Raw genomic sequence first — 11,790 nt, 5'->3', positions numbered from 1 at the left:
TCCCTTGCGCACCATCAACCTCACCGTTCAGGGTCCTTACCGAGGCCCGTTCCGAGGTCGCTCACGCCCCTTCGGGACCGGCCCCGCTCGCGCACGTCCAGAACCCCCACACCCCACCTGGAGGCTCGATGAACGACGACGCCCGGCCCGGACAGGCACCGCAGGACCTCCCCCCGCAGAACACCGGCAACACGCAGAGCACGGGCAACCCGCAGAGCACCGGCAGCCCGCAGGACACCGGCAACCACACCGACCGGCAGGACCCCAGCCGCCGTTCGGTGCTGTGGACCACCGCCGGCGTGGCCGGCGCCGGACTCGGCCTGAGCGCCCTCACCGGAGGCACCGCCTCGGCCGCCGGAGCCACGATCCCGGAAGCCGTGGCGGCCGCCGCGGCCGCCCCCGCCCGCCAGGGCCGCACCATGACCGACGTTCCCTTCGAGCGGCGCTCGACCGTGCGCGTCGGCATCGTGGGACTCGGCAACCGCGGCGACAGCATGATCGACCTCTTCCTCGCCGTCCCCGGCGTCCGGGTCGTGGCGGTCTGCGACCCGGTGCGGGAGAAGACGGTGAAGGCCGCCGCCAAGGTGACGGCCGCCGGACAGCCCGCGCCCGCCGTCTACGCCAAGGGCGAGGACGACTACGTCAACCTCTGCCGGCGCGGGGACATCGACTTCGTCTATGTGGCCACCCCTTGGGAGACGCACTTCCCGATGGCCAAGGCGGCGATGCTGAACGGCAAACACGTCGGCGTGGAGTGCCCGATCGCGATGCGGCTGGACGAGCTCTGGCAGCTCGTCGACCTCTCCGAGCGCACCCGGCGCCACTGCATGCAGCTGGAGAACTGTTGTTACGGCAAGAACGAGATGCGGGTGCTCCGGATGGCGCACGCGGGCCTCTTCGGGGACCTGCTGCACGGCGCGGGGGCGTACAACCACGATCTGCGTGAGCTGATGTTCGACCCGGACTACTACGAGGGCCCGTGGCGGCGGCTCTGGCACACCCGGCTGCGCGGCGACCTCTACCCGAACCACGGTTTCGGGCCGGTCGCCAACTACATGGACGTCAACCGGGGCGATCGGGCCGTCTCCATCACCAGCGTCGGCACCCCGGCCCTCGGCCTCGCCGCGTACCGGAAGGAGCACATGCCGGCGGGCGACCCGAGCTGGAAGGAGTCGTACATCGGCGCCGACCGGACGATCAGCCTCGTCCAGACCGCCAAGGGCCGGGTGATCCGGCTGGAGCACGATGTGTCGTCGCCGCATCCGTACTCGCGTATCAACAGCCTCGGCGGTACGCGGGGCGTCTTCGAGGACTATCCGGAGCGGATCTATCTGGAGCCCACGAACACGGACCACCAGTGGGACGACTTCGAGAAGTACGCCGAGTGGGACCACTGGCTGTGGAAGGAGCACGCCAACCCGCCGGGCGGCCACGGCGGGATGGACTACATCATGATCTTCCGGCTGATGCAGTGCATGCGGCTCGGACTGGTCCCGGACTTCGACGTGTACGACGCGGCCGTCTGGACGGCCCCGGTGCCGCTCAGCCACCTCTCCATCAAGGCCAAGGGCGCGCCGCTGCCGATACCGGACTTCACCCGGGGCGCATGGAAGAAGGCCAGGGCCGGGATGGACTCGGAGAAGCCGGCGGCCTGACTGCGGCGGGGTCCCGCGCGGCTCGGCACGGGACCCCGCGCGGCCTCCCGGCAGCGAATAAAACCGGTTGCCCCAAAGGGGTACGGGAAGCGAACCTTGCACGGTTTGGTCACCCCGTTCTCCGAGGTCCGCACGGACCTCGCGCATACCGAGCCCCTGGGACGTCATGCAGATTCGCGATCTTCCGTATTCGGATCCCGGCGACCCCGATGTAAGGTCGGGCCCCCGCTTCCTGTACTGGCTCGGGCGCCATCAGCTCGGCGGACAGCTCAAGGCGCTCGGCTGGGGACTGCTCCACCAGCTGAGCATCGCCGGACTCCCGGTCACCGTCGGCGTCGCCGTCCAGGCCGTCATCGAACGCTCCGGCGCACGCCTGGCGCTGGCCGGCGGTCTGATCCTGGCCCTCGGCGTCCTCATCGCGCTGGGCGACACCATGCTCCACCGCACCGCCGTGACCAACTGGATCACCGCCGCCGCCCGGTTGCAGCAGCTCCTGGCGCGCAGGACCGCAGAGCTGGGGTCCGCCCTGACCCGGCGGGTCGCGGCCGGTGAAGTCGTGGCCGTGTCGACCGGTGACGTGGAGAAGATCGGCTGGTTCGTCGAGGCGCTCTCGCGCTTCCTGGCCGCCGCCATCGCGCTCGTCGTGGTCTGCGTCGGGCTGGTCGTCTACCTCCCTACCCTCGGCGTGCTGGTGGCCGTCGCCATGCCGGTGCTGGCCCTCGCCGTCCTGCCGCTGCTCCCCCGCGCCACCCGGCGCGCCGACGAGCAGCGTGAGAAGGCGGGCAAGGCCACCGAGCTGGCCTCGGACACCGTGGCCGGGCTGCGGGTGCTGCGCGGTATCGGCGGCGAGGAGCTGTTCCTCGGCCGCTACCGCCGCGCCTCCCAGGAGGTCCGCCGGGCGGCCGTGCGCAGCGCGCGGATGTGGGCGCTGATCTCGGCGGTGCAGGTGCTGCTGCCGGGCATCCTGCTGATCTCGCTGGTCTGGTACGGGGCGACGCTGGCGCGGGAGGGCCGCATCGACGTGGGCCAGCTGGTCACGGTCTACAGCGCGGCCACCCTGATGCTGTTCCCGCTCCGCCATTTCGAGGAGATCGCGATGGCCTACTCCTTCTCGCGGCCGTCCGCACAGCGCGCCGTACGGGTGCTGTCGCTCCGCCGCAGCGACCGGACGGCCACCGAGGCGGGCGTTCCGTCGGGCGATCTGTACGACCCGGCCACCGGGCTGATGGCCCACCAGGGCCAGTTCACCGCGGTCGTCTGCGGCGATCCGGACGAGGCGGGGCGGCTGGCCGAACGCCTCGGCGGCCATGCGCAGACCGGGGACCAGGACGCAGAGGAGCAGCAGGAGACCCCCTCCGCCCTGCTCGGCGCCGTCGCGCTGGACGAACTCCCGCTGGACACCGCCCGTACCGCCGTCCTCGTCCAGGACAAGGACCCGGTGCTGCTCTCCGGCACGCTCCAGGAGCTGCTGGACGTCCCGTCCTCCGGCCTGGTCACCGCCGAGCAGGCGCTGGAGGCCGCACAGTGCGGCGATGTGCTCGCAGCGCTGGCCCAGGCCTCACCGGACGACGACGGTGACCCGATGCGGACCCGGATCACCGAGCGCGGCAGGTCGCTCTCCGGCGGTCAGCGCCAGCGCCTCGCGCTGGCCCGGTCGCTGATCACCGACCCGGAGGCGCTGGTCCTGGACGAACCGACCTCCGCCGTCGACTCGCACACAGAGGCGCGCGTCGCCGCCGGGGTCGCGGGGCTGCGCCGAGGCCGTACGACGGTCGCGTTCGCCTCCTCGCCGCTGCTGCTGGACGTGGCCGACCGGGTCGTCCTCGTCCACGAGGGCAGCGTGGTCGCCGCGGGCACGCACCGCGAGCTGCTGCGCACCGAACCGCGCTACCGGGCCGTCGTCACCCGCGAGACCGACGAGGAAGCGGCGGGCGACGTCACGGTCCCCGCCATGGACCACAGCACCCAGGAAATCGAGGAGAGGGCATGATCGGCGTCGCACCACCGGCGTTCGACCCGGCCGCCCCGGAGTCGGCCACCACCCTGCCCGTGGGCACCCCCACGACCGTACGGAGGTACGTACGGGGCCTCCTGCGGCGCCACCGCACGGCCTTCGCACTCCTGATCGGCGCCAACGCGGTGGCGGTCATCGCGTCGATCGCCGGACCGTATCTGCTGGGCGGGCTGGTCGAGGACCTCTCGAACGGGGTCACCGACCTCCATCTGGAGCGCACGGCGGCCGTCTTCGCCGTCGCGCTGGTGATCCAGACGGTGTTCACCCGGTCCATGCGGCTGCGCGGGGCCATGCTCGGTGAGGAGATGCTCGCCGATCTGCGCGAGGACTTCCTCGTACGGTCGGTGGGGCTGCCGCCGGGCGTCCTGGAGCGGGCCGGGACCGGCGATCTGCTCTCCCGGATCACCACGGACGTCGACCGGCTGGCCAACGCGATGCGCGAGGCCGTGCCGCAGCTGGCGATCGGCGTCGTCTGGGCCGGGCTGCTGCTCGGTGCGCTCACCGTGACCGCGCCGCCGCTGGCGCTGGCCGTGCTCATCGCGCTGCCGGTGCTGATCACCGGCTGCCGCTGGTACTTCCGGCGCGCGCCCTCGGCGTACCGCGCGGAGGCCGCCGGTTACGCGGCCGTCGCCGCGATGCTCGCCGAGACCGTGGACGCCGGGCGGACCGTGGAGGCGCACCGCCTCGGCGCCCGCCGGGTGACGCTGTCGGACCGGCGGATCACCGAGTGGGCGGCGTGGGAGCGGTACACGCTTTTCCTGCGCTCGGTGCTCTTCCCGGTCATCAACGCGACGTACGTCACGATCCTCGGCGCGGTCCTGCTGATCGGCGGCTGGTTCGTGCTGGAGGGCTGGCTGACGGTCGGCCAGCTGACCACGGGCGCGCTGCTGGCCCAGATGATGGTCGACCCGATCGGCCTCATCCTGCGCTGGTACGACGAACTCCAGGTGGCGCAGGTGTCGTTGGCGCGGCTGGTCGGCGTACGGGAGATCGAGCCGGACGCCGGTGACACGGAGGTCGGGCCGGACGGCCGGGACATGCGGGCGGACGAGGTGCGGTTCGGGTACCGGGAGGGCGTCGACGTGCTGCACCGGGTGTCGCTGGACGTGGCTCCGGGGACGCGGCTGGCGCTGGTCGGGCCTTCGGGCGCGGGCAAGTCGACGCTGGGGCGGCTGCTGGCCGGGATCTACGCTCCGCGCACCGGCGAAGTGACGCTCGGCGGGGCCGAGTTGTCGCGGATGACGGCGGAGCGGGTGCGGGAGCATGTGGCGCTGGTCAACCAGGAGCACCATGTCTTCGTCGGTTCGCTGCGGGACAACCTGCTGCTGGCGCGGGACGGCGCGAAGGACGCGGAGCTGTGGGTCTCGCTGGCGGCGGTGGACGCGGACGGCTGGGCGAAGGGTCTGGAGAACGGGCTGGACACGGAGGTGGGTTCGGGCGGGTTCGCGCTGACTCCGGCGCAGGCGCAGCAGATCGCGCTGGCCCGGCTGGTGCTGGCCGACCCGCACACGCTGGTCCTGGACGAGGCGACCTCGCTGCTCGATCCGCGGGCCGCCCGCCACCTGGAGCGTTCTCTGGCCCGGGTGCTGGAGGGCCGTACGGTGGTGGCCATCGCCCACCGGCTGCACACGGCCCACGACGCGGACGTGATCGCGGTGGTGGAGGACGGCCGGATCAGCGAACTCGGCAGCCATGACGAGCTGGTGGCGGCGGACGGGGCGTACGCGGCGCTGTGGCGGTCCTGGCACGGATAGGACCGCCTGGCGTCATCGTACGGTTCGCGTGGGGTGCGGCTGGAGGAGCTGGTCGACGGGTGCGTGGTCGTCGGTGAGGACCGGGGCGTCGCCGGTCCAGGCGGTGACGGTGTCCCCGGTGGCGATCCTCCAGTCGGTCTCCCGCGTGTCCAGGGCTTCCTGGATCGCGGGTGCGTCGAACGGCCGGTCGGAGGCGAGCAGCACCATGTTGCCGCCCAGCGGGGTCGCGGCCGGGTCGAGGCCGATGTCCACGGAGGCGCCGATGACGGCGACATGCTCGAAGACCTCGGCGAGCGTGGCGACCTGGGCGCGGGCGAAGGCGAGGCGGCCGTGGTCGATGACGTTGGCCGCGTACAGCCCGTCCTTCTTGAGCGCGCGGTGGACGTCCTCCAGCGCCTGCGTGGTGGTGAGGTGCCACGGCACGCTGACACCTCCGAACGCGTCGCCGACGACGAGGTCCCGGCTGCCGGTCTCCAGCCGCTTCAGGCCGAGCCGGGCGTCCTCCACGCGGACGTCGATGCCGCCGGAGGCCTCCAGGTTGAGCTGTTCGCGGTCGATGCGGACGACGCCGCCGTCGATCTCGGAGACGAGGCTGCGGGTTCCGGGGCGTGCGGCGGCGAGGTAGCGGGGGAAGGTGAGGCCGCCGCCTCCGATGTGGTGGGCGGCGAGGGCGTCGCCTGCGGGGAACGCGGTGTCGACGACGGACGCGAAGGCGCGTACGTAACCGAACCGGAGGTACGTCGGGTCCTCGACGTCCACGTACGAGTGGCGCAGGCCGTCCAGGACCAGGGTGCGGCCGGTGGCCCGCTCGGGGTCCTCGACGATCCGGGCGCAGTGGTAGCGGGTCTCCGCGTCACAGCCGCCCGGGGCGAACGCGGTGGCGAGGGAGCCCACGACGACGGTGGCCAGCGCCACGGCGGAGGCCCGGCGCCAGCGGCGGGCCCGCCATCCGACCAGCAAGGAGCCGATCACCAGCAGGGCGCCCAGGCCGATCAGGATGGAGCTGACCGGCAGCCGCGAGATCAGGACGAAGCCGGTGAGGACCGTGCCGACGATGGCGCCGAAGGTGCCCACGCCGGAGAGCCGCCCCACCACCGTCCCGGTCTCCGCGAGGCTGGTGAGCCGCAGTTTGGTGACGAGCGGGGTCACCGCCGAGAGCAGGGCGCCGGGCACGAGCAGGGTCCCCGCCGCGACCAGCAGCAGAGCGGGGGCCGCCCACTCGGCGGTGGTGCGGAGCAGGAGCGGGGTGAGCGCGACGACCACGCCCGAGACCCCGAGGGCGGGGGCGATGAGGCGGTGCGGGTCGGTCCGGTCGGCGACCCGCCCGCCGAGCCAGGAGCCCAGGGCGATCGCGGTGAGGGCGATGCCGATGACCAGGGTGCTGGTTTCGAGGGTGAGGCCGAGGTACGGGGCCAGCAGCCGCAGGGCGACGATCTCGACGACCAGGACAGCGGCCGAGGAGCCGAACACGAGGACCGCCGCGACGCGTTGGCCCATACCCCGGTCGCGGGGCGGCCCGTCGGGGGCGGGGGAGTCATCGGCCACGGGCGGTGAGGACGGTGTGGTCACCCCAGCATCCTCGCATGCGGGCGCGCGAACTCCGGGCGGCCGGAGGGCGCTTGGATCCCGGTCACTAAGTTGATTAGTATGCGTGGCCCAGCCTCCGCACGGCCCCTCGGTCGGCGGCCGAGGAAGAAGGAGCCCTCCCCCGTGGCCTCCCACCGTCGTCCCAAGGAGTCCTCCAGCCAGGGCTATGCGTCCGTCCTCACGGCGACCGCCGCGGTGAGCGTCGCGCTCTCCGCCTCTCCGGCGTCCGCCGACCCCCTGCCCGATCCGAACAAGAAGGGCGTGCAGGCGCAGATAGACCGCCTCCACGAGGATGCGACCCAGGCCACGGAGAAGTACAACGGGGCGAAGGAGAACGCGGAGAAGCTGCGGAAGGAGGCCGACAACCTCCAGGAGGCCGTGGCCCGCAAGCAGGACGACCTCAACGAGCTGCGGCGCGGCCTCGGTTCGGCGGCCGCCGCGCAGTACCGCAGCGGCGGGATCGACCCGTCGGTGCGGCTGCTGCTCTCCTCGGACCCGGACGCGTATCTGGACGAGGCGGCGGTCCTGGACCGGCTGAGCGCACGCCAGTCGCAGGCCCTCCACCGCTTCCTCTCCGAGCAGCGCGCCCTCCAGCAGCAGCGCACCCAGGCCGGTGGCAAGCTCGCCGACCTCCAGGACACCCGCAAGGAACTGGGCGACCGGAAGAAGGAGATCCAGGGCAAGCTGGCCGAGGCGCAGCGGCTCCTCAACACGCTGACGGCCAAGGAGCGTGCCGAGATCGCCGCCAAGGAGGAGCGCGCCAACCGCTCCAGCACGCGGGTGGAGCTCGGCAACGAGGCCAGCGCGTCGGGGATCACCGCGGCGGCCTTCGCGGCGGCCAAGACCCGGGCCGGCATGCCGTACGTCTGGGGGGCCACGGGCCCGGGGTCGTTCGACTGCTCGGGGCTGACCTCCTGGGCGTTCCGGCAGGCAGGCGTCAACCTGCCGCGCACCTCTCAGGCCCAGGCCAACGCCGGGACCCGGATCAACTCCATCGGCGCGCTCAAGCCCGGCGACCTCGTCATCATGCGCACCGACCTCAGCCATGTCGGCTTCTACGCCGGGAACGGCCAGATCCTCCACTCGCCGAAGCCGGGTGCCGTGGTGCGGTACGAGTCGATGGCGCGCAGCGGGATGCCGTTCATGTGGGGCGTACGGATCTGAGACCGCGGCCCCTGCCCATGGCCGGAAGAACGCGAGGCCATGGGCAGGGGCGAGGGCAGAACGTCAGGGCGTCAGGGCGTCAGGAGTCCAGGAAGACGCCGCAGCCGCTCCAGACCCAGCGGTGCGAGCTGATCCGGTTGTTCACCGCGACACCGCTGGTGAAGTACTGGTTGGCGAGGCTCGCGAGGCCTGTCGTCGTGGCCAGGGCCAGGATCTTGCGCATGGTGGATCACTCCTTCCGTGTGGGTGTGGTCGTGCCTTCTGTGGGGCTCTGGTCGTGCGGATCTTCCACGGCGGTGTGGCGCGGCGGAGGTCGGGGAGGGCGGTGAAACCCAGGTGTGCCGGGGCCGGCGGTACGGGCGGATCAGGCCGTGGAGCCGGTGATCCGCCCGGCCCGGGCGAGGGCGTCGAGACGCCGTTGCCGGTACGCGGCGATCTCGCCGGAGTACCGGGCGAGCCGCTTCTCCCGGTACTCGGTGTCGAGGGCGCGGGCCGTCCGCGCGAGGGGCGTCGTCGTGGCGCACCTGGCCTCGGTGACCGCCAACCCGACCTCGACGGCGTACGCTTCCGGCTCCTCCAGGCCGCGGGTGAGTTCGGGGAGCTTCTCGCGCGCCGCCGGCGGGGTGGCGTGGTCGTGGCCGGCCGCGCGCATGCACGCCGACCAGGCCGCGACCGCCCGGGTGAAGCGCGGATCCTTCATGAGGTCCGGCACGTACAGGGAGGTCAGGTTGGTGGCCGTCTTCTCGGCGCGGAACCAGGCCGCGTGGTCCCCGTACAACCGGCCCTTCGCCGTGGCCCGGCAGCCGGTCCTCGGGGTCTCGACGGTTCCGCCCATGGGGAGTCGGGCCGTCAGCGTCCCCTGGGACGGTGCTCCCATGAGGGCGCCGGAGTAGCGGATGCCCTCCTTCTGCGGCAGCGTCCTCGTGCAGGTGCTGTTCCGGTCGTCGCGCTGGGTGTTCCGGGCCTTCCGCCGGAGCCTGCTGCCGTAGCCGTGGCGCTCGGCCCAACCGATGTCGGCCTGGACATACCCACCGCCCTTCAGGTCGTCGGGGGTCGGCAGGGTGTCCGCCCAGTAGGGGAACCCGGCCTTCTCCATGCACTCCTTGACGAGCAGCTGCTCGGCCCGCCGTACGAGGATGTCCTCGGCGGCGGTCAGTTCACGGCCCCCGCCCTCGGGTCCCCCGCTCCGGTGGGAGCGTTTGCCGTGAGCCTGCACCGCCTCCAGTCCCGCAAGGGCCGCTGGGCGTACGCCGGTTGGTATCGGGCGGCGCGGCGGCAGCTGAGGGAGAAGGGGCTGGAGCGCTCCCTGCGCGGGGTGCTGCTGCCGCTGTATCCGAGAGCCGCGTACTTCCCGGACTTCCTGACGCCCGCCGACGCGGTGGGCGACCTGGACGCGGGCCTGGAGTCGATCCTGGCCACGCCGCCGCAGCGGGTGCTGGGCGAGCTGGCCATCCTCGACCGGACCGTGGGGGCGCCCGCGTGGGCCGGGCAGTTGGCCGGTCAGGCGGCCCGCACGGAGTTCACGGGCATCCTGCGCGCCTACCACGACGCGGTGATCGCCCCGTACGAAGAGCACGTACAGGCCCTGGTCGAGGCGGAGCGGGCGATGCGTTGCCGGGGGCTGCTGGACGGCGGGACCGAGGGCATGCTCGGCGGCCTCGGCCCCATGCTGCGCCGGCGGCCGCCCGTTCTGGAGGTCGCCTACCCCCAGCAGGCGGACGACCGGGACCCGTATCTCGACGGGCGTGGGCTGACGCTCGTTCCGTCGTACTTCAACTGGGGCGAACCGGTCGCCTTCGCCGATCCCCGGCTGCCGCCCGTGCTCTGGTACTCCCTGCTCCACGAACCGGGCCCGCCCGGGGGGCCGCACCGCGCCGACGCCCCCCACCGGTCCCTGGCCAACCAGCTGGGGCGGGCCAGGGCCGTCGCGCTGCGCGCCGCCGCCACCGGGGCCACGACCGGCGAGATCGCCCGGGCCGCCGGGGTCTCGGCCTCCTCCGCCAGCCGGCACGCCACGGCCCTGCGGGACGCGGGGCTCGTCACGACCGTCCGCGACGGGCCGAGCGTGCTGCACACCCTCACCCCGGCGGGGGCCGCGCTGCTCCGGGCGGGCACACGCAAGGCCCCGGGCCGACCAGCGGCCTCGGCCTCGATGCAGGTGTCGGGACCGTCACCCGAGTCCGGCGTGGCAGGTCAGCAGGACGGGCAGCAGCGGGGCCATGAGAGCGCCGGTGCCGACCGTGCAGCGCAGGGCGGGATGCGCGCTGCGCGGCGGCACCAGAACACGCTTGAGGCGGATCAGCACCGTCTCGCCGCCGACCGCCAGCGCCCCGCGCGGCGCCCGGCCGGAGGCCAGCGTGAACATCGCTGTGGCCAGCGCGTTCTGCGGGCTGCGGCGCAGGGCCCGGTCGTCGGCGGCCATCTCCAGCAGCAGCGGGATCTGCTCCCGCAGGTGGCGGGCCAGCGGCAGCGCCGGGAAGATCCAGGCGAAGGCGTGGGCCGCCGCGAGGACGAGGTGGTGGCGGCCGTGGATGTGGGCCCGCTCGTGTTCGACGACGGCGCCGAGCTCGTCGTGCGAGAGGGCGTCGACGGCACCGCTGCTGAGGACGACCCGCGGGCGGCGGCCCGGCAGGCAGTAGGCGGCGGGCTCTGCGTGCTCCACCACCGTGGCCCGCAGCAGCGCCGAGGGCCGCCCCACCTTGTCCAGGACGTCGCGGTGCCGGGCGCGGGCGGCGTACGCCCGTACGGCGTGGAAGGCGAAGCCGGAAAGGTGCGCGGCGAGCAGGACGACGAGCGCCGCGAGGCCCCAGGACGGGCCCGTACCTCCGTCGGGTTCGCCGCCGAGACCCAGGGCCGCGCGACAGGAGTAGAGGATGCCGTGCAGATGAGCACCTGGTGTGGTGAGGTGCGCGGCGGCCAGCTGGACGCAGAGCGAGAAGGACGCCGCGAGCGCGAACCAGACGGCGACCGCCAGCAGCGGGGAGCGCTGCGGCCAACCGCTGCGGAGCAGCAGGCGCGGGGCCAGTACGCCGACGGCGGCCGCGTAACCGAGGAAGGCGGGGGCGGCGTTCACAGCTCGCCGCCCCGGCCCGTCGCCCGCAGCGCCTCACGCAACGCGGCGACCTCCTCGTCGGTCATCCGCTCCACGAAGTGGACGAGGGCGGCCGAGCGGTCCCGGCTCGCTCCCAAGGCGTCCTCCATGAGGGCCGCCGCGTACGCCTCACGGCTGCGCACCGGCGTGTAGAGCCAGGCCTGCCCCTGCTTCCGCCGGGTCAGCCAGCCCTTGTTGTAGAGGATCGTGGCCACGGTCATCACCGTCGTATAGGCGGCGGGGCGGCGGAGGTTGATGTCGTCCACGACCTCGCGGACCGTAGCCGGCCGGTCCCAGGTCCACAGGCGGTCCATGATCTCGGCCTCAAGCTCTCCGAGCCGTCGCATGCCCTGTCCCTCTTCCGTTCCGCGCCCTCTTCATGCGCCCGCGTTCCCATACTAGGTTCGCGCGGCGGGGGGGGGGGGGGGCGCCCGGGGGGGGGGGGGGGGGGCCGCCCCCCCCCCCCGGGGGGGGGGGGGCGCAGAGAGGGCCGGACGAGGCGCAGAGCGGCCGGGGGTGGGGGCG

The 11,790-nt window shown here is 73.3% G+C and carries 9 protein-coding genes and 1 pseudogene; 5 read left to right on the top strand and 5 right to left on the bottom strand.

Features of this window, described 5'->3' with window-relative positions; translation table 11 throughout:
* Positions 1–128 precede the first annotated feature (128 nt).
* From ACIRR8_RS30805 to ACIRR8_RS30795, 3 genes are all read left to right on the top strand, one after another.
* Positions 129–1,655, top strand: a complete 1,527-nt coding sequence (locus tag ACIRR8_RS30805; protein ID WP_404071020.1) for a Gfo/Idh/MocA family oxidoreductase — start codon at positions 129–131, stop codon at positions 1,653–1,655.
* Between the two features lie 166 nt (positions 1,656–1,821).
* A complete protein-coding gene (locus ACIRR8_RS30800; RefSeq protein WP_404071018.1) occupies positions 1,822–3,645 on the top strand; it encodes an ABC transporter transmembrane domain-containing protein in 1,824 nt (607 codons plus the stop codon).
* Positions 3,642–5,423, top strand: a complete 1,782-nt coding sequence (locus ACIRR8_RS30795) for an ABC transporter ATP-binding protein (protein ID WP_404071016.1) — start codon at positions 3,642–3,644, stop codon at positions 5,421–5,423. The genes ACIRR8_RS30800 and ACIRR8_RS30795 overlap by 4 nt, the downstream gene beginning before the upstream one ends.
* Positions 5,424–5,435: 12 nt before the next feature.
* On the opposite strand, the gene ACIRR8_RS30790 is transcribed toward ACIRR8_RS30795, so the two are convergent.
* Positions 5,436–6,920 carry a fused MFS/spermidine synthase gene (locus ACIRR8_RS30790; protein ID WP_404071230.1) on the bottom strand — a complete coding sequence of 495 codons (1,485 nt, stop codon included), beginning with the start codon at positions 6,918–6,920 and terminating at the stop codon, positions 5,436–5,438.
* Positions 6,921–7,133: 213 nt separating this feature from the next.
* Here ACIRR8_RS30790 and ACIRR8_RS30785 point away from each other — a divergent pair, with 213 nt between their 5' ends.
* The gene (locus ACIRR8_RS30785) at positions 7,134–8,174 is read left to right on the top strand and encodes an NlpC/P60 family protein (protein ID WP_404071014.1); all 1,041 of its coding nucleotides are present in this window, start codon (positions 7,134–7,136) and stop codon (positions 8,172–8,174) included.
* A gap of 79 nt (positions 8,175–8,253) precedes the next feature.
* On the opposite strand, the gene ACIRR8_RS30780 is transcribed toward ACIRR8_RS30785, so the two are convergent.
* Together ACIRR8_RS30780 and ACIRR8_RS30775 are read right to left on the bottom strand one after the other, a co-directional pair.
* The gene (locus ACIRR8_RS30780; protein ID WP_404071012.1) at positions 8,254–8,397 is read right to left on the bottom strand and encodes a hypothetical protein; all 144 of its coding nucleotides are present in this window, start codon (positions 8,395–8,397) and stop codon (positions 8,254–8,256) included.
* Positions 8,398–8,538: 141 nt separating this feature from the next.
* Positions 8,539–9,390: a hypothetical protein gene (locus ACIRR8_RS30775; RefSeq protein ID WP_404071010.1), complete on the bottom strand. Its 852-nt coding sequence runs from the start codon at positions 9,388–9,390 to the stop codon at positions 8,539–8,541.
* On the opposite strand from ACIRR8_RS30775, the pseudogene ACIRR8_RS30770 reads away from it, so the two are divergent.
* A pseudogene (locus ACIRR8_RS30770) lies at positions 9,352–10,317 on the top strand (ArsR family transcriptional regulator); the annotation flags it as partial. The gene ACIRR8_RS30775 and the pseudogene ACIRR8_RS30770 sit on opposite strands and share 39 nt — an antisense overlap.
* Before the next feature lie 27 nt (positions 10,318–10,344).
* On the opposite strand, the gene ACIRR8_RS30765 reads toward ACIRR8_RS30770, so the two are convergent.
* Together ACIRR8_RS30765 and ACIRR8_RS30760 are read right to left on the bottom strand one after the other, a co-directional pair.
* Positions 10,345–11,247: a M56 family metallopeptidase gene (locus ACIRR8_RS30765; RefSeq protein ID WP_404071008.1), complete on the bottom strand. Its 903-nt coding sequence runs from the start codon at positions 11,245–11,247 to the stop codon at positions 10,345–10,347.
* Complete coding sequence (locus ACIRR8_RS30760; RefSeq protein ID WP_404071006.1) at positions 11,244–11,612, bottom strand: BlaI/MecI/CopY family transcriptional regulator; 369 nt, start codon at positions 11,610–11,612, stop codon at positions 11,244–11,246. Before ACIRR8_RS30760 ends, ACIRR8_RS30765 begins: the two co-directional genes overlap by 4 nt.
* Positions 11,613–11,790: the final 178 nt, after the last annotated feature.

The organism is Streptomyces sp. NPDC101178 (genome assembly GCF_044767965.1).
In the GTDB taxonomy this organism is placed as follows: Bacteria; Actinomycetota; Actinomycetes; order Streptomycetales; family Streptomycetaceae; genus Streptomyces.
This window is presented reverse-complemented; position numbering and strand designations above follow the sequence as displayed.